The organism is Aeromonas popoffii, from assembly GCF_037818705.1.
Lineage (GTDB): Bacteria > Pseudomonadota > Gammaproteobacteria > Enterobacterales > Aeromonadaceae > Aeromonas > Aeromonas popoffii.
Genome location: NZ_CP149129.1, coordinates 551,587 through 569,405 on the forward strand (window position 1 = coordinate 551,587; position 17,819 = coordinate 569,405).

Consider the following 17,819-nt stretch of genomic DNA (forward strand, 5'->3'; position numbering starts at 1 on the left):
TCTATCGATGGACACGAGAGAAGGAAACAGCAATGACTGCGATGAAGCCCAAGGCGGAACCTAGTGATCGAGAGGTTCTATCTGGAGAGTTCAGGAGGTGGTGGTAGGTAAACAAGAGTGAGAAATCATCATCCTGATCCAAGCCTGTCGTCTCAGCATCTATGTATATCGTCTCGCTCTTCACCCAGCTGGCGGCAACCGCAGCACATTCACTAATTCTTTGTGTGTCAGAACATCGAGCACATAGATCGCATTCATCAGGTTGATACTTTGGCGCTTGCGTTAAGTTATTTTAAGTGACGTTGACATCTTAAAATATCCTGTTAGTTATCTAGCAGCATTTATATACCGACAATAATCGAATCTTATTCGATGTCATCGATGACTCACATGGCTGATTGATAATATTATCCTTCAATACTAACGCCACTATTTCATCTTGCGTTTAAAACTAAATAAATCCAAATGATATAATCCAACTTATAAAGTTGGAAATCTGTTGAGAGTTAATGGCGAGCAATATTTGAATGATTGTCAGGATAGCAACAAACCAAGTCATTCGCTTTTGATATGATAGATTGGCAGATTGAACCTTTTCATTAGACGCCTGCTTTTTTAATTCCAAGCTTTTTTTGACTTTACGGACGTTACCCAAGTAAACGCTAGCTTTTTCAAAAAAAATGTCATAGTTCAGACTGTCATCAGTTCTGAAGTGTATAAAATCATGTTTTGACTCGATAAAGGCTGTAAGTAATTCTTCTATTTTTAATATTTCCACGAATGAACTATAGATGTGGTTATAGCTTTTATCAGGAGATTCATTATAGCTGTCTATGATTGACAGACTGTAGTTTTTATCTAAACGCTCAAATCTTGCATCACAAACATGGAGAAATTGATAGATATGATGCGAGTTTATTGGTGAAAATAAACGAGTTGAAAAATCATTAAGTCGATGTTCATCTACCTCATCAGATGTTTGGGATGTAATATATATATGAGATATTTTAGGAGGGGTTGTTCTCGGCCTCAAATAGCGAAGGGGAAATAAGCACCTTTTAAAATCATCACTTTTAAAGGGTAAATTATATCCATGGAAATGTTGAATAAAATGTGCATTACAGTTATCATCATTTATCTCTTTTGGAGGGGCTGCTTTTTCAATAAAATATGGACTTATATCATCTATATGTATATCCATTGTATATACAGGTGCTTCGGTTTGACTTATACCAAAGAAATTGTATAGCTGGCTTTCTGCCAATTGTATTTCTCTATGTAAAAATTCAAGTCTTGATAACAAACGTTCTTCAGAAAAGTTTAACCGGCCTAATGTGCTTGAGGCTACAAATCGTGTGCTAAATGGGTTACAGCTTAAATATTGTATCTGCTCGGGTTCAATATCTGTCACATCAATATCTTTTAATAATTCTGTAGCTTTGTCAGATAATATCCAGTACAGAGCCAAAAAAGCTAAGCCTCCATCTATATGTATTATTTGTACCGAGCAACGTTCGATGTAATCACTTTTATAATGAATGTATCCATTAACATGGTACCCTTTTGATGAACTACCTATTTTAAAAAAGCCTACATTTAAAAAACCATTATTAAACATGGAGTTCTTGGCGTAGGAATCATCCAGATAACTATTTTTAATTTTCCAATTTTTTAATTTTATTGCGTTGTCTTGACTTATGGAACAAAAGCTACTGATGGCCTTTGCTTTCCATTTTAGTTGTGGGTTGAGCAGACTGTAATGAGTGATTGTATTATTGGTTTTCCGCCCTGAACTCTGTTCGTGCCATTCTTTAGTTTCGTAGTAGAACTTGCTGGCAAGATTCATTTTTTTGCTAAAAAATACAGGGGCAATTTTGACCATTCTGCATATCGTAGCTGTTGTGAAATTGGTATAACTCCCCACAAACCACCTCCTATTTTTACTGTAGAATATCACTGAGATAGGCTTTTGGCTATAATCCTAGCTTCCTAAAGATCATCTTCAATGCCGTGTAGGATAGTTGCTCTAAAAACCTTTTCAATAAGGTTCGCCTTTAGTTATTTGAGCATGTGAACTTTATAGATTTTTATAAGTATAAATATGTTATGCCGTTTTTTAGGCGACATATGTCTATCTGTAGGGTGAGATCCTATTTCTACTCTATATTAATAGCTAGCAGAAGTTCAGATTATGAATGGAAGTCTGATATGGAAAATATTTAAAAATTAACAGATAAATAGAATTTTATATTAAGGAGTTTTTTTGGGAAATTTATTTATGGCAATAAATCTCTAATATCACACCCAAGCACTCTAGCAAGGCGATAAGCCTTCTCTAGGGTGACATTGACCTCACCACGTTCAATCCGTCCTACATAGCTTCTATCAATCTCGGCCACATGTGCGAGTGCATCTTGTGATACTCCCAATTGAAGCCGTCTATCACGTACAGCATCACCAAATTTTTTTGCTAGATCTTGCATGTCTCGCCTCTCTCTGGCGAGCACTATCTCTGGTTGTCTGGCTAACAGCCACGGACTATAATCCGCAATCGAGTTTAGATTTCTACTAATTGTTTTCGTTTGAGACCTAGGATTGCTTATGAGCTCCCAGACTGTGTGGATACCAACCGCACTCTATACAGCACTTGTTCGATTGCAGCTTGATGATTTCACTGCGATAGGGTGTGTAAATGCCATTTTTGGTGACAAAGCAGAATCGCAGATACATAAGCGGCGTTATACCTTCATTTATCGGCATCTGATCAGGCTCGTAAATCTGGGACTTCTAAAAAGGAAGCATGTTGATGATGGGAAGCGCTTTTCTCATTTCATCAGGACTCCCAAGTTCGATGAAGTGCATTTCAAAGAGGAATTTATTGGGCCTTGTGCGCTTGTAACGGAATCGGGTAAGGAGCGTGAGCCAGAAACGTATGAATCTGTTCTGGTAGGGCTGAGCGCGAGAGCACAGCACTACCGTAAGGGGTTGCAGGAATGTGATTCAATGCTCGCTGAGTACCAGGAGTTAAGAGCGGACTTCTCCATATTGGATCCAGCGATTGAAAGGGCCATCAACAATACCGTTGCAGAGAGTCGCGATTTGCGGGGCAGGCTGGAAGCCGTGGAGAGGCTTTTGAGGGGGTTGATTGCGTTTAGAAGCGCCTCTTGATGAACGGCCAGAATCGATAGATGTGTCTCAGAATCAAAGGGCTAGTAATTTCAAGCCGTTATCTATCAGCAGCTAAAGAAGAATCAGCCATTGCTTGTATTAGCAACGCTTTAACCTTATGTCCAAGATCAACATTTCGTTTACTCGCTGACTCATGTGTTAGTGCTTGGCTCAGAATATTCAAGGGGCCGACCAAGTAGACCTTTTCTACGGCACGTGTAATCGCGGTATAACACATAGTCCGATCAATATTTGGGGCCTTATCCAGAACAATTATGACTTGCTTAAACTGTGAACCCTGACTCTTGTGAATCGTCATTGCATAAGCGTGGCTAAGGGCATTGATTATATCCAACGAGATCTCTCGCTCTATTCCGTCATCCCATAGGATCTTGCCAAAGCTAGACAAAGACTCATCGTTGTCATCATTCTTTAGTATTTTCATTACATTGTAAACTTGGCAAATGTATCCTGTGGAACCATTCATCAGATCATGATCGTAAAGGTTGGAGCAACACATTATTTTGTCATGTAGTTTAAACTCAGTATCTAAATACTGATTTGCTTCTTCTATAAATACTCTTAATGGTTTACTGTTATTCAATGCTACGCAGCGTTTATTTATATCATTAACCATTTTGGTTGTAGCGCAAATTATTTGTGTTTCATTAGGTTTTTCTAAATATATTGAGACTGCTCTCTTTTGAATTGCATTGGCTCCATTGATATCAATATGGACGACATCATCGTAGCTAAATGTTGGAAGAATACCATTACGGATAGAGGCTGAAACAGCAGGAATATTTGAGAGTTTATCTTGCCGACGAACCTCTGTTAATGTGATTTTTGAAATGTCGTGTATAGGCACCAGCTCATGGAACACAAGGCCAAAATCTACAGGTGGTAATTGCCCTATATCGCCTAGCATGATTATGTGCGCAGAGTTAGGAATACACCTAAATAGGCGATACATACTAGGTAAGTCCACCATTGAGCTTTCATCGACAACAATAACAAGCTGTCTACCTTCATAATTATTAGCATTGAAGTTTCTAATAAATCTTGCGATAGTATGAGCCTCTTGATTTGTTGCCTCAGCCATCCTTTTTGCTGCTTTGCCTGCAAGTGCGACTTGTATTGGTATTACATCTAACTTATGAAACACTGAATAAAGCGCATCTAATAATGTAGTTTTACCTACACCTGCACCACCATTAATAATTAGAAAACGATGTTTTATAGCCCCAAAGATAGCCTCTTTTTGAAGGGAACTGAAGTTAAAACACTTTTTACTTTCGTATTGATTGATATAGAAGTTTATCCTTTTTTCATCGAGAGATAATTTACTTGGGGTTGTGATGAGGTTCACCAATCGCTGAGCAACATATGCTTCCATGGTGAAAGCACCTGCGCTCTGTAATTCATTGTCACCAACCTCAAGGATATTTTCACACGATGTGGCGAGTGCGAATGCTTGATTAACATAGCACTCTGTTTTCTCTGGATTATTGGGGATATGTAAGAGCTGTTTCAGCCATATGTCTAGATCATATCGTGTTGCTAATGTACTCCCGCTAGAAAGGTGACAGTACAACGCCTCCTCGGCTGCTGCTGCGAGCCTAATAGGAGCATCCAATTGAAAGCCTAGAGTCAGTGAGATTCGATCACATTCATTAAAATCAACACCAAATGCTAATAATCGGTAAGGGTCTTCGCTTACCTTACTTATGGTTTCCTGTTGATAATAATCTGATACCAAAAATGAGGTGGATACTGATAATCCCAAATGTGCATTGCAGAAACGCATCGCATCAATATTTATATAGCTACGCCATGCATCGATAGTATTTTTTGCGGTGCTTTCACTTAATATCTTATGCAGCCTTACAACATCCCCATTATCCAATATTTCAAATAGGGACTCACCAAATGTAGACCATAATTTACGGGCTTTTACTGGGCCAACACCTTTAAATCTGGTATGACTGCCTAACATCAGTACGATCTGCTCCCCTGATGGCCTAATAAGGTCTAGGTATTGAGGGGTGATTACAGTGAGAATACCTCCGTGCTCTACTCGTCTACTATACTGCTTTTTGACAGCTAATTTAACCAATGCACCCTTTGCCAATATTAGTGACAGGCGCTCACTGTTATTTTCAATTATGTGAATGATGTAATTGCGCTTGTAATTGCAATTACGTAGAGTGTCAGGATCTATCTGCACAGCATGAAATGAGCGACCTTTTCTGGATGAATATGGTGGTCTCGTTATGCGAAAAAACTTCTCTTGCTCGAAGTCATTCATCTCGGCACCCGCTTAAATAGTTCTAACAATTCCATACGATGCTGATCGCGATGTGAATTTGATTGAAGTGATTTATATTCCTGCTTTAAGCCTTCTAGATGAGATTCTAGTTCTGCAACCCGTAGCTGTAATTGGCGAATCTTATTGTCCTTTTCTTGAATGCTCTTTTCTAGTGGGCTGTATCGCTTTGCGGGTGCTTTTGAAGTATCCCTAGCCTGGTAGGGAAGCTCCTGCAAGGTATTCTGCTCAGCTAGCCATTGCGCCTTACTTTTAAGGTACGAAACAATGTATTTATTTTGGTAATAGCTAGAGCGAGATATGCCAATCTCTTTTATTATTGCAGTTGCATTTAAACTGCCATTTTCTATGAAGTTTTGCCATTCAGCAAGGTCAAGTGGCCCGACCAAATTAGCCACCTTAACAAGATTTTCACGCGCCTTGGCATGCATTTTATCAAGATCGAAATCTTCCAGTTCATGGCTAATACTGAATGCTTTATTCATTTTTTAAGATCTTTCAATCTGGCTTTTGTCTTCATAGAGTGTGGGAGCGGTGCTTCCAACTCCTCAATGGACATACCTCGACTTGTAGCATTGGCGAACCAGCGAACAAAAGTCTCATCATAGTCAGCTAATAGTTTTTTTAACTTGATATTTTCTTCTTTTATTTTATCAAGCTTTGATTGGGTTTCTTCTGCACGCCTGCCGATATCTTCTAATATATTGCTACTTTGATTGGCTTCTTTATAAGCCTTAACAATAGCTTCTTTTTTGGACAATGCTTGCCGAGTAAACCCTGTCTCCTGTTCTAGTTCCTTCCAGGTGACCTTATTCTTCCCACTGCGGGCAGCTAGGATTACGATGAGTTTGCAGAAGTCTTGCTCTAGTGCAGCTGTAATTTGTTTCTGTTCTTTTTTCATATTGCAACGCACCCATTATTACCATTAGGGAAAACTTGCACTCGTTCACCATCTGAAATTGAATTATCTTGCTCAATGGCGAGGGCTATACGACAACCATTTAATAGTTCTTCATGAGAACGTAGCCAGTTATTGGAACCATGATATTCTGCGTCAACTGCTGCTTTAACATGTTGAATTCGAGTTTCTTGTTCATCTTGAAGTTTTTGTAAATGAATGATCTCTCCCTGGTTTCCTTTTATACGATAATACTCAGAGCATCCACGGACGCATGCATAGTATTTTCCACATGGAGAGTCACTATAGTCATGTTTACATAAGCCAATTGCAGTGATGAGTGTTGTGCCAATGTCTTCTATCGTTTCAAGAACCTCATCACGGTCAACCAGTGTAAAGATCACGGATGCCTCTTTTGCTTGCTCTGGTGTTATATTTGAGGCGGCAAAGAGTATGTCTGCGTTATCCATGACTCTTTTAGCTGGATTAGTGTGGTCATAGGCTACATTGTCTAGAGTATACTTTCGCCCAAAGTATCGAGCAATCTCTATAGGGGTTACTGAATCTGAGAGCTCTAGCATAGTGTCTAGAAAGTGACGGAATTGATGTGATGTCAGCCGGATCTGTTCACCTTGATAGCACAGATTTTTGCGTTCAAATACATTTTTTACACCATCTTCTGGACGACCAGAAATATAGTCTGATATCTGAGTATGCGATATCATTGTGAATTCCCAGGGCTCAGCTCTCTTAATAGAATGATGGCGCTGATGTTGGGTAACAAATATTAGTTTATCCAGAGAGTTCGCTACAGTTAATGCTGAAATCTGTTTCCATAACTGATCGACAGACTTCTGCGCTAATGAAAATGTTTTTTCCTTTAAGTCTGCTGAGTGGAATGCGACCGCATTTTTACCTGTATTTGGATTCCGTTTATTAGTCAGGTTGACATTTCTTGCCTTTAGATAGGATACGAGATTGGGACGTGATGACCAGTGTAATCTTTCCCAAACATCAGTGACAAACAGCTCACAATCTTCGGTGATAATTGGGAAGAAGTCGTATTTCCCATTAGCGACGAATTTAATCGTGTCACGTACAGGTGCTAATATTTCAAGGGCGCTAGTCAGACCTTTCTTTAGGATTGGTAACAGGCTTGAGGTGATAGGTTTGGTTTGATATCCAGCACCCTTTTTGGCTCGGTAGCGGATCTCATAAATGGATAATATGTCCATTTCACCAGTGAAGACGTTTTGCTCCTCAGCCTCCCTAACCTGTAAGCAGTCGACATCCAGGCAGATCACCTCATCAAATCGCAGACCCGTTGTAAACATGATTTCTACCATAGCCTGAAACAGTGCATCATCACCTTCTAGATTCGAGTTAGAAAGTGTTGCTACTGCGATGAGGCTTTCATGGGTAGGTAGCTTCTCATGCCGTTTGGTAGTTGACTCAAAATCGATTCTTGTATCACTAGCGGTATGGGTTTCTCCGCGTTTAGATGACTTTTTGAATCCAATCTTTTGGATGGATAGCCGCTTTTGGTTAATGAATTTCGCAATAGATTCAAGTCTCTGACCAATACGGTAAAAGGTAGAACTTTCTAGTTTATCGTGTGCTTCCGCCTCTGCGACTTTGAAGTCATAAGTAGTCAGAGTGCTTGCTGTAATATTTCTTTTTAGCATCGCATTATCTAAATACCGATATGCAACAATATAGAAATTGAGTGTTCCTACATCTTTTGACTTCTCAATTTGCAAGGCTGAAATATGACATTTAGCTATGTCAGATAAATCCAGATTGTGAAACGCCTTCATGGCATCACGTGATGACTTAACTTTTTTACCTAGATTGTTATCTCGACTAAAATTGACTGATATATTATTTCCAGATTTTCTAGCTTGAGTCTTACAAATACCCTTAGCATCCCAGCTAAAGGCATCCCATTCCCAACCTTCTAATATTGCAAAGGGAGTGTTTTTTTTGTAAAAGTGAACTAATTGTGCCAGATTGCTATCAGCATCTACACCAATTGATGGTAATAATTGTAGACTGGTATTCATAGTTCACCCCTGTCAAACAGGTCAGCAAACTTGCGAGCAGCTAAAAAGTTTTTATGTTGAAGAATATTTATGGCGTGTGCATCACCAAATGCTGTTTTTACTTCCTCTACCATCGTATCTACAATTGCCTTATGGTCAACGTCTTCAAAAGCCTCTAGAGAAGAGCAGTTGTAACAAGAAAGCGGGGGTTGCAGAGAGCATGGGGTCGCGCTACCGCAGCTACCAATTTGAACAAGATTTAAATTTTTCGATGGCGCGAAAATGCCTTGTCCTCGCTGAGAGGTATTACCAGATGTGACAATTTTACCTGCAAATGCATCGAGTATATCCATGGCTTCACTTCGCAGTACATCATCTAGTTTTTTAGCAACAGTATGCGATTGTCTATAATAAACTTCTAGTTGTTGTAAATCACTATGATCCATTAGTTCAGCAACAACAGACATAGGAGTGCCTTTGGCGATTAACCGTGAGCAGAAGGTTTTACGAAGTCTACGGTTGGTTACCTTGAAGTCCAATCCGACAGCCTTTCTGAACAGATTGGTGATGTATGTCATATTGGTTATCTTTACTTGCTGCTTAACTAATTCATTTCTAACGCTATAATAATTTGAGAGGACAGGCCAATTATCATTAATTTTTTTGCCAAGTATTTCCTCGTAACGTACTTTCATTAATAAAAGTAGTTTCGCAAGTGTTTTTGTTATGGGGCGAATTTTATATACATTATTATTGGCCTGCCCTCTTTGTTTTGCCCTTAAAACTTTTAGTGTATATACACCCTTGTCTGAAATCTGCAAGTCAGAGAACTTCAGCCTCATCACTTGGATATTTCTCATGCCAAGAACTTGGGCACATTTTAGTGATACCAATCCCTGTAACTCATGCGTGGTGAGCGTCTCTGGTAAAACTGAGTTTAATGTGGAGATGAAGATGCGTTCTTCCTTGATCGTGAGTGGACCACGGCCAGGGATCTCCATAATGACATCAAGACCTTTACCTTCGTCTGTACCAAACTTTATACTATCTAGGTAATAATCATAAAAGTCTTCGTCAAAGTATGGGTGGCCTTCTTCAACGCACCATTTATACATCATTCTTAAAATAGATTTAGTGCTTACACTACGCTCAGAACTCATAAGTTCTCTGTAGATTTCTTGGATTTTTTCAGCAACGTCTTCTGCTGCAATATCGTCAGGGATGTTTAGTAAGCGCCAGCAATGTTGATGTGAGAAAAGAGCATAGTTAGAGTAGATATGACAAGCATAAGAAATCCATGCACGGGCATGCTCTCTTAGTTGGGGAGAGATTTTGTCAAAGAATAGGGTCTCCCTCTCCGGTTCCAGAACTACTTTACCTTGTGTTAAATCCAGCTGTTGGCCTGACTGACTTACAGGATATGGGTCATAAGCAAATTGTGGATGCTGGTCTATTTGTACCAACATAATATCGTTTTTATCTAATTTTTTTGTCGGCATAGCCAGCACCTCGGAAATTTATTATGATAATTTTCTATGTGATTCCATTTCTGCATGGAGTTGGTTTAGGACTAGGTTGCATTGCTCCATTATTGAACCAGCTTCATATATTAGACTACTATCTGAGTTATACGTCCATCCCCCAACATTATTTTTTAGCTTTTTCTGTTGAGCGGCATCAATTCCCATTTTGGTGAGCATTCTGTCAAGATTTTCAAAAAGAGTATGTCTTAATTTATGAGGGTGGATATCTGACAACTCTAAAATCTTCTTCTTGATACTTGAGAAAACATCATCCAATGCAGCTATTGATAGCGGATTATGCGGTTTGGTTGTCGCTAAGAGTAAATAAGGGCTCTTCATGGCAGAGTCGCCAAGAGATTTTCTAGCCTGTTTATATTCATCAATCAGTGAAGCCAGAGGAAATGAAATAGGTATGATCCGGCCAACAGTTTTCTCGCGAGGTGATCTACCACGAGGATCTTCATGTTCGACATTCTGTTGTGTCAGGATAAATGGGTAAACACCATGAACCAGCTGACTCGTATAGCAGTTTGATGTTGTAAGTGATAGCAGCTCACCTTTCCTAATTCCTGTTTCTAAAAGTAACCTAAGAATTAGCTTGTTACGTAACTGAGTAGCTTTATTCCAGCCAAGCAAACTTGGCATTTCCATGACATCATACAGTGTTGCTTGTTGGACTAATGATAATCCAAGGATGCGGCCTTGAGCTGTCTTTGGTCTTCTCAGCTTGGCTAGTTTTACTTGAAGTTTTTCCATCATCTTGGGTATTTGATGGAATAGAGGATCTGTATTACGGCGCTTGGAAATTGCTTTATCGGCTAAAAATTGAAAGTAAACCAATACTAGGTCAAGGCGTTGATTGAAATAATCAGGACTAACAATATCTGGCCGGAGGGGTCTTGCTCCGTTGATATCGTATGAGTGATGCTCAAGGTGTTTGAGAAAACTCTGGTATAAGCCAGTATCAGCAAACCCTGTGTCAGCAACAATTTCCGCTAGATCTACTTTTAGCATTGCTGCCCATCGTTCGATATGGATTAGGTGGTTTGCATTATTCTCCTGTGTTTTTTCCGCACCATACAGGTGTGTCAGTGTGAACTCACATAGCCTCGGGATGGGGAGTCCTCTCTCATCAACGATTAGATACTTACGTTCATTGTACTGCTTCATGTTGACGGTTCTGAGCTTCACTGCATCATTCCTTTACACTTTTAGACACCTATTCCTAATGTATACTCCGAGCTTTCAGAATGAGCAATCTTTACATGTTTATAAATGAAAAAACCCCGAAATATCGGGGTTTTTAGGCATTTTGCTTTACAAAGTGCTTTACATTTTAAAAAATCCGGCCCTAAAAAGGGATGTCGTCGTCGAAATCCATCGGCGGCTCGTTATATACCGGCGGTGCAGACTGGGGCTGCTGGGCCGGACGGCTGTATCCACCTTGCGGCGGCTGCATGTTCTGCTGCGGCGCGGCGGCAGGACGGGCCTGGTTCATTGGCTGCTGGGCGGGCATGCCTTGTTGTGGCTGACCCCAGTTGCCTTGGGGTTGGCCACCCATGTTCTGACCGGCGCCACCTTGCGGACGGCCACCCAGCATCTGCATCACGCCGCTGAAGCTGTCTACCAGCACCTCGGTGGTGTAGCGCTCTTGGCCGCTCTGATCCTGCCACTTGCGGGTCTGCAGTTTCCCTTCGACATAGACCTGGGAGCCCTTCTTCAGGTACTCGCCTGCCACTTCGGCCAGCTTGCCCATGAACACCACGCGGTGCCACTCGGTACGCTCTTTCTGTTCGCCGGTCTGCTTGTCGCGCCAGGTTTCAGAGGTGGCCAGGGTGATGTTGGTCACGGCACCGCCACTCGGCATGTAGCGCACTTCCGGGTCTTGTCCCAGGTTACCGATCAGAATGACTTTATTGATGCCTCGACTGGCCATAATCTCTCTTCCACCCTTTATATACCGGCCAGGCCATATGCCCGGACCAATTCAACATATCGTTTGTTTTCTGTCAGATAGGCAACATCGCTGGACGATACTGTCACTCAAGTGATGATTGCACCCGGTTCAGTCGGCCTGCTGGCCACAGCCCCGCTTTCAGATTTTGCCCGCAATAGTAACAGTTGGCGCGAACGAGCGCACATCTTCCTGTCCGTTCAGCCTTCAGCCAAGGCATAGACCGAAGGATTAACTTACACGAGGCCGACCTTGACCAGCAAGCGGGCAGGGACAGCGGGGTGTCCCTGCCCATGGCGCGATCGCCGCAGGAATGCGGGTTTGCTTTGATGCGACACCCTGTGTCAGGCGTTGAGCCAGCATTTCACCCAAATGGGGGGAGGTAGCTAGTCCTTTGTATTGCTTAGGAAATTGGTGAGTTTCAAAGGAGGCACACTTGTGTCTAATACTTTTTTAATACTGCACCGTTCGAGGGGCTTGGTACTCTCTGCTGCCAAAAAAACCATGGCCTGAATGTTCAAGGACGTGATCTTCATGACCACCCTATATCCCATCGTACTGGTGACCGAAAATAATGTGCAGGCGGTCAGTTTTCAGAGCTATCTGACCGAGCAGCTGGCACTTCCCATCCTGCTGGTGAGCATACTGGAAACCCTGCCCCTACAGGACGAACTCGAGCCGCGACCCTTGTTTCTGGTTGATCTGGATTACCTCAAGTCGAGCCAGCAGTCGGGTTGGCCACGGGAGATCGCCAGCCGCTTTGGTGAGGCCAATACGGTGTTGCTTAACGCTCCGACCAGCACGGATCGGGAGTTGCTGCTGATGTGGCCCCATACCAGCGGGCTTTTTTTCCGTCAGGATCCGCTGGATCGGCTGGTGCTCGGCATTCGCAAGGTGCTGCAGGGGGAGTACTGGATCCCTCGCCACTTGCTGTGTGATCTGGTCAACTACTACCGCAAGGGGGGGGAGCATCATGTGCGCAACCAGACGCTGCTGACCGTGCGTGAGCAGGAGATCATCCGTTATCTGATGACGGGAGCCTCCAATACCGAGATTGCCGACAGCCTGTTTGTGAGCGAGCACACCATCAAGTCCCACCTCTACAACGTGTTCAAGAAGTTGAACGTAAAGAACCGGTTGCAGGCAGTGAGCTGGGCCAAGGAGTATCTCTGAAAGCGATGGGGATGATGGATAAAACCTGTCTATTCATCCAGTAGTCTCTATGCCATACTGATTCGCTCTGGTTTGTGTATCGAGCGTGCAAAAGATGGAAAAAATCGTGATTCGGGGTGCCCGCACCCACAATCTCAAGAACATCAATCTGACCCTGCCCCGCGACAAGCTGATCGTGGTCACTGGTCTATCCGGCTCCGGCAAGTCTTCCCTGGCGTTCGATACCCTCTATGCCGAGGGGCAGCGCCGCTACGTGGAGTCGCTCTCCGCTTATGCTCGCCAGTTCCTCTCCCTGATGGAAAAACCGGATGTGGATCATATCGAGGGGCTTTCCCCTGCCATCTCCATCGAGCAGAAGTCCACCTCCCACAACCCGCGTTCGACCGTCGGCACCATTACCGAAATCTATGACTATCTGCGCCTGCTGTTTGCGCGGGTAGGTGAACCTCGCTGCCCGACTCATGCCATTCCGCTCGCCGCCCAGACCATCAGTCAGATGGTGGATCAGGTGCTGGCCCAGCCCGAGGGCAGCAAGCTGATGCTGCTGGCACCCGTGGTGCGGGATCGCAAAGGGGAGCACAGCAAGCTGCTGGAAAACCTGGCAGCGCAGGGTTATATCCGTGCCCGTATCGATGGCGAGGTGTGCGACCTCTCCGATCCCCCCACCCTGGAGCTGCACAAGAAGCACACCATCGAGGTGGTGGTGGACAGGTTCAAGGTGCGCGATGACCTGGCGCTACGCCTGGCCGAATCGTTCGAGACTGCGCTGACCCTCTCCGGCGGCATCGTATTGGTGGTGCCCATGGACGGGGAGGAGGGGGTTGCCCCCATGACCTTCTCCGCCAACTTCGCCTGCCCGGAGTGTGGCTACTCCATGTCGGAGCTGGAGCCGCGCATCTTCTCCTTCAACAACCCGGCCGGTGCCTGCCCCACCTGTGATGGTCTGGGCGTACAGCAGTATTTCGATCCGGCCAAGGTGATTGGCGATCCGGCCATCAGTCTGGCCAACGGTGCCATCCGTGGTTGGGACAAGCGCAGCTTCTATTACTTCCAGATGCTCAAGTCTCTCTCCGAGCACTACAAGTTCGATCTGGAGGCGGCGTGGGAGGATCTGCCCCTCAAGACCCAGGAGGTGATCCTGCGCGGCTCGGGGCGTACCGAGGTCGAGTTCCGCTACATGAACGATCGCGGCGACGTGGTCGTGCGCAAGCACCCGTTCGAGGGGATCTTGCACAATATGGAGCGACGCTACCGCGAAACCGAATCCAACTCGGTGCGCGAAGAGCTCTCTAAATACATCGCCAACAAATCCTGCGCCAGCTGCGGTGGCAGCCGGTTACGGGAAGAGGCGCGCCATGTGTTTGTGGACAACCGCAACCTGCCCGCCATCGCGGAACAGTCCATTGGCGATGCGCTCGCCTTCTTCGAGGGGCTGGGCCTGACCGGCCAGCGTGGGCAGATTGCCGAGAAGATCTTGAAAGAGATCATCGAGCGGCTCGGCTTCCTGGTGAACGTGGGCCTCAACTATCTGAGCCTGTCGCGCAGTGCCGAGACCCTCTCCGGCGGTGAAGCTCAGCGCATCCGGCTTGCGAGCCAGATCGGCGCCGGTCTGGTTGGGGTGATGTACGTACTTGATGAGCCCTCCATCGGCCTGCACCAGCGCGACAACGAGCGGCTGCTCAAGACCCTCACTCACCTGCGCGATTTGGGTAATACGGTCATCGTGGTGGAGCATGACGAGGACGCCATCCGCCTCGCCGACCATGTGCTCGACATCGGCCCGGGGGCTGGCGTGCACGGTGGCGAGATTGTTGCACAGGGCACCCCCCAGCAGATCATCGACAATCCGGCTTCCCTGACCGGTGACTATCTCTCTGGCCGCAAGCAGATCGCCATTCCTGCCGAGCGTACCCCGCTCACCGGCAAGTGGTTAAAACTCAAGGGGGCGAGCGGCAACAACCTGCACAACGTTAATCTGGATCTGCCCATAGGGGTGATGACCTGCGTCACCGGCGTCTCTGGCTCCGGCAAGTCGACCCTGATCAACGATACCCTGTTCCGCATCGCTCACCGGGAGCTCAACAAGGCGACCGAGTCCACGCCTGCTCCCTATCGCAGCATCGAGGGGTTGGAGCATCTGGACAAGGTGGTGGATATCGATCAGAGCCCCATCGGTCGCACCCCGCGCTCCAACCCGGCCACCTATACCGGCCTGTTCACCCCGATCCGCGAGCTGCTCTCCGGCACCCAGGAGGCGCGTTCGCGCGGCTACCAGCCGGGCCGTTTCTCCTTCAACGTCAAAGGGGGCCGCTGCGAGGCGTGTCAGGGGGATGGGGTCATCAAGGTGGAGATGCACTTCCTGCCGGATGTCTATGTGCCGTGCGATGTCTGCAAGGGCAAGCGCTACAACCGCGAGACCCTGGAGGTGAAGTACAAGGGCAAGAACATCCACGAGATCCTCGATATGACGGTGGAAGATGCCCGGGCTTTCTTCGACCCGGTGCCGGCGGTGGCGCGCAAGCTGCAAACCTTGATGGATGTGGGCCTCTCCTACATCCGCCTCGGCCAGTCGGCCACCACGCTGTCCGGAGGGGAGGCGCAGCGGGTCAAGCTGGCGCGCGAGCTCTCCAAGCGCGACACGGGTCAGACCCTCTATATCCTGGATGAGCCGACCACAGGTCTGCACTTCCACGACATACAGCAACTGCTCAAGGTACTTCACCAGCTGCGGGATCGGGGCAATACCATCGTCATCATCGAGCACAACCTGGATGTCATCAAAACCGCTGACTGGATCGTCGATCTGGGGCCCGAGGGCGGTGCCGGTGGCGGCCGTATCCTGGTGACAGGTACGCCAGAGCAGATCAGCCGCTGTGAGGATTCTCATACGGCGCGCTTCTTGGCCCCGCTGTTGGTAAGATCATCGCGGCTGTAATGAGACAAGGGGCCCTGTGCCCCTTGTTTTGTATCAACGTGATTCAGTTGCCGCCCCAGGAGACGGATACTCCATACTTGGTACAAGACAGTTTCCGCTCCCTGGTTTGCCGTCCAAAGGATATTGGCGCTCATGGCTCAACCTTCCCGCTCCATCGATCATTTGCTGGCCTACTCCATGTTTCCCATCTGGGCCGGAGCCATCCTGATGTTGCTCATCGTGATCGCCCTGGCTCAGGTGCCAGCGGCCCAGCGGATCGAGGAGCGGCGGATGAAGGATCACCTGCAGCGGGTGATCAAGGCGGTACAGGGTGATATCAACGCCATCAATGCCTTCACCCGGGATTGGGGTATCTGGGATGAGAGCTATCATTTTCTGGTGATGCCTCCAATCGGTTGAGCATCGTGTATGATGGCGGCTTTTGATACTCAGCATTCCTTATGGTCACCATCATCGTTCATTGCCCACGCTGCCAATCAGACCGCGTATACCGTCATGGTAAGACCCCAGCGGGTCATGTCCGCTATCGCTGCCCCGCTAGTCCTCATATTTTCCAGCTCACCTACACCTACGAGGCGCGTAAACCCGGCGTTAAAGACAAAATTGTTGAGATGGCCTTCAATGGTTCCGGGGTCCGTGATACTGCTCGCGTGCTCAACATCGGCATCAACACCGTCTTGCGCACGCTAAAAAACTCACCCCGAGGCAAGTAACCTCCCAGCAAGTCGTATTGGATGATGTCGCGCTTATCTGCGAGCTCGATGAGCAATGGTCCTTTGTGGGCAACAAGAGCAATCGCCATTGGCTCTGGTATGCCTTCGATACCAAGCGAAAGCGGGTTGTGGCCTACACCTTTGGTCCCCGAACCGATGCAACATGTCGGCAACTGTTGGCCTTGCTCTCACCATTTCAGATAGGTTTCATCACCAGCGATGACTGGGGGAGTTATGCCAGGGAAGTCCCAGCCGAGAAGCATCTGGCCGGGAAGATTTTCACTCAGCGGATTGAACGTAACAATCTAACGCTCAGAACTCGCCTCAAACGATTGGCCCGCAAAACCATCTGTTTCTCTCGGTCTGTTCTTCTACATGAGAAAGTTATCGGGGCCTTTATCGAGATGTATCACTTCAACTGATTGGAGGCATCACCAGCTCCTGGTCTCATCCCGCTAAGCGGTAATCCTCAAGTCAGCGTGCTCCCCTGTCGATAACCTGTACTGACAGTAGATATCTCTGTCATCAGATGAACCAGGGAGGTTGCAATGAACATATCTAGAGGTATTGGTTTGACATTATGGCTTGCGGTGTCATCGTTGACAGCACAGGCTGAACCGGTAACCGTGACGGGAACCCTGACTCTGTCTGGTCGGTTGGAGGCTGAACCCTGCCGCATCGAGCTAGACGACCGCCAGTTATCGTGGACTTGTACGGTTGCAGAGCGAACCAACCATGAGCAAGTTTCGCTCTCTATCTTGCAACAAGGAGAGCCTGGCATGTTGACTGCGGCCCTAGTGGATTACCGCTGGGTCGATCCGGCCCATACCATGGCCATCATCACAATCAGCCACGACTAGGCGGCATTCTTAAAATGTAGTGGTCAACTAAATCCGGACACTTGGTTAGGCCGAGCTCCGGTTTTTGCTGGCGGTATCCCGTCATTGTGTTGATGTGGCCGCCGCCAGTTGTAGTAATCCATCAGGTAGTAACTGATATCCCGTTTTTCCTCCCGCAGGCTCATGTATCCCATAGCCGGAACCCACTCCGTTTTAAGACTTCTGAACAACCGCTCCATCGGGGTGTT

General features: G+C 46.2%; 14 protein-coding genes and 2 pseudogenes. 6 read left to right on the top strand and 10 right to left on the bottom strand.

Features of this window, described 5'->3' with window-relative positions; translation table 11 throughout:
• Nucleotides 1–451: 451 nt before the first annotated feature.
• A complete protein-coding gene (locus WJM78_RS02645) occupies nt 452–1,882 on the bottom strand; it encodes a hypothetical protein (RefSeq protein WP_339013347.1) in 1,431 nt (476 codons plus the stop codon).
• A gap of 394 nt (nt 1,883–2,276) precedes the next feature.
• Nucleotides 2,277–2,483, bottom strand: coding sequence for a helix-turn-helix domain-containing protein (locus WJM78_RS02650; protein WP_260750597.1), 207 nt, complete (start codon nt 2,481–2,483; stop codon nt 2,277–2,279).
• Nucleotides 2,484–2,601: 118 nt separating this feature from the next.
• On the opposite strand from WJM78_RS02650, the gene WJM78_RS02655 reads away from it, so the two are divergent.
• Entirely contained in the window at nt 2,602–3,168 is a 567-nt protein-coding gene (locus tag WJM78_RS02655; RefSeq protein WP_339013353.1) for a hypothetical protein, read from the top strand.
• A gap of 58 nt (nt 3,169–3,226) precedes the next feature.
• Here WJM78_RS02655 and WJM78_RS02660 read toward each other — a convergent pair whose 3' ends face one another.
• The 7 genes from WJM78_RS02660 to WJM78_RS02690 all read right to left on the bottom strand — a co-directional run bounded on the left by WJM78_RS02660 (nt 3,227) and on the right by WJM78_RS02690 (nt 11,893).
• Nucleotides 3,227–5,476: an AAA family ATPase gene (locus WJM78_RS02660; RefSeq protein WP_339013356.1), complete on the bottom strand. Its 2,250-nt coding sequence runs from the start codon at nt 5,474–5,476 to the stop codon at nt 3,227–3,229.
• Nucleotides 5,473–5,979 carry a hypothetical protein gene (locus WJM78_RS02665; RefSeq protein WP_125602535.1) on the bottom strand — a complete coding sequence of 169 codons (507 nt, stop codon included), beginning with the start codon at nt 5,977–5,979 and terminating at the stop codon, nt 5,473–5,475. Before WJM78_RS02665 ends, WJM78_RS02660 begins: the two co-directional genes overlap by 4 nt.
• Nucleotides 5,976–6,395: a hypothetical protein gene (locus tag WJM78_RS02670; protein WP_005895563.1), complete on the bottom strand. Its 420-nt coding sequence runs from the start codon at nt 6,393–6,395 to the stop codon at nt 5,976–5,978. The genes WJM78_RS02665 and WJM78_RS02670 overlap by 4 nt, the downstream gene beginning before the upstream one ends.
• A complete protein-coding gene (locus WJM78_RS02675) occupies nt 6,392–8,455 on the bottom strand; it encodes an integrase (RefSeq protein ID WP_339013361.1) in 2,064 nt (687 codons plus the stop codon). The genes WJM78_RS02670 and WJM78_RS02675 overlap by 4 nt, the downstream gene beginning before the upstream one ends.
• Nucleotides 8,452–9,933 (bottom strand): site-specific integrase, encoded by a 1,482-nt coding sequence (locus tag WJM78_RS02680; protein WP_265458671.1) that lies wholly within the window; start codon nt 9,931–9,933, stop codon nt 8,452–8,454. Before WJM78_RS02680 ends, WJM78_RS02675 begins: the two co-directional genes overlap by 4 nt.
• 21 nt (nt 9,934–9,954) lie before the next feature.
• Complete coding sequence (locus WJM78_RS02685) at nt 9,955–11,127, bottom strand: site-specific integrase (protein WP_339013365.1); 1,173 nt, start codon at nt 11,125–11,127, stop codon at nt 9,955–9,957.
• 181 nt (nt 11,128–11,308) lie between these two features.
• The gene (locus WJM78_RS02690; protein ID WP_212513964.1) at nt 11,309–11,893 is read right to left on the bottom strand and encodes a single-stranded DNA-binding protein; all 585 of its coding nucleotides are present in this window, start codon (nt 11,891–11,893) and stop codon (nt 11,309–11,311) included.
• Nucleotides 11,894–12,424: 531 nt separating this feature from the next.
• Between WJM78_RS02690 and WJM78_RS02695 the strand changes: the two genes are divergently transcribed.
• From WJM78_RS02695 to WJM78_RS02715, 5 genes and pseudogenes are all read left to right on the top strand, one after another.
• Nucleotides 12,425–13,084 (top strand): LuxR C-terminal-related transcriptional regulator, encoded by a 660-nt coding sequence (locus WJM78_RS02695; RefSeq protein WP_042039303.1) that lies wholly within the window; start codon nt 12,425–12,427, stop codon nt 13,082–13,084.
• 94 nt (nt 13,085–13,178) lie between these two features.
• The gene (gene uvrA, locus WJM78_RS02700; protein WP_275931176.1) at nt 13,179–16,019 is read left to right on the top strand and encodes an excinuclease ABC subunit UvrA; all 2,841 of its coding nucleotides are present in this window, start codon (nt 13,179–13,181) and stop codon (nt 16,017–16,019) included.
• Nucleotides 16,020–16,151: 132 nt separating this feature from the next.
• Nucleotides 16,152–16,406, top strand: a pseudogene (locus WJM78_RS02705) (diguanylate cyclase); the annotation flags it as partial.
• A gap of 53 nt (nt 16,407–16,459) precedes the next feature.
• A protein-coding gene (locus tag WJM78_RS02710) for an IS1 family transposase (RefSeq protein WP_339013369.1) occupies nt 16,460–17,154 on the top strand; the annotation gives its coding sequence in 2 pieces (ribosomal slippage) (nt 16,460–16,706 and nt 16,706–17,154; 696 coding nt in all).
• A gap of 126 nt (nt 17,155–17,280) precedes the next feature.
• Nucleotides 17,281–17,592, top strand: coding sequence for a hypothetical protein (locus WJM78_RS02715; RefSeq protein WP_339013373.1), 312 nt, complete (start codon nt 17,281–17,283; stop codon nt 17,590–17,592).
• 23 nt (nt 17,593–17,615) lie between these two features.
• On the opposite strand, the pseudogene WJM78_RS02720 reads toward WJM78_RS02715, so the two are convergent.
• Nucleotides 17,616–17,819 (bottom strand): annotated as a pseudogene (locus tag WJM78_RS02720) (integrase core domain-containing protein); the annotation flags it as partial.

Coding starts and splice junctions, on each gene's coding strand:
- WJM78_RS02715 (WP_339013373.1), top strand. CDS start 17,281: ATGAACATATCTAGAGGTATTGGTTTGACATTATGGCTTGCGGTGTCA.
- WJM78_RS02695 (WP_042039303.1), top strand. CDS start 12,425: ATGTTCAAGGACGTGATCTTCATGACCACCCTATATCCCATCGTACTG.
- uvrA (WP_275931176.1), top strand. CDS start 13,179: ATGGAAAAAATCGTGATTCGGGGTGCCCGCACCCACAATCTCAAGAAC.
- WJM78_RS02690 (WP_212513964.1), bottom strand. CDS start 11,893: ATGGCCAGTCGAGGCATCAATAAAGTCATTCTGATCGGTAACCTGGGA.
- WJM78_RS02670 (WP_005895563.1), bottom strand. CDS start 6,395: ATGAAAAAAGAACAGAAACAAATTACAGCTGCACTAGAGCAAGACTTC.
- WJM78_RS02655 (WP_339013353.1), top strand. CDS start 2,602: ATGAGCTCCCAGACTGTGTGGATACCAACCGCACTCTATACAGCACTT.
- WJM78_RS02650 (WP_260750597.1), bottom strand. CDS start 2,483: ATGCAAGATCTAGCAAAAAAATTTGGTGATGCTGTACGTGATAGACGG.
- WJM78_RS02660 (WP_339013356.1), bottom strand. CDS start 5,476: ATGAATGACTTCGAGCAAGAGAAGTTTTTTCGCATAACGAGACCACCA.
- WJM78_RS02680 (WP_265458671.1), bottom strand. CDS start 9,933: ATGCCGACAAAAAAATTAGATAAAAACGATATTATGTTGGTACAAATA.
- WJM78_RS02645 (WP_339013347.1), bottom strand. CDS start 1,882: ATGGTCAAAATTGCCCCTGTATTTTTTAGCAAAAAAATGAATCTTGCC.
- WJM78_RS02665 (WP_125602535.1), bottom strand. CDS start 5,979: ATGAATAAAGCATTCAGTATTAGCCATGAACTGGAAGATTTCGATCTT.
- WJM78_RS02685 (WP_339013365.1), bottom strand. CDS start 11,127: ATGAAGCAGTACAATGAACGTAAGTATCTAATCGTTGATGAGAGAGGA.
- WJM78_RS02675 (WP_339013361.1), bottom strand. CDS start 8,455: ATGAATACCAGTCTACAATTATTACCATCAATTGGTGTAGATGCTGAT.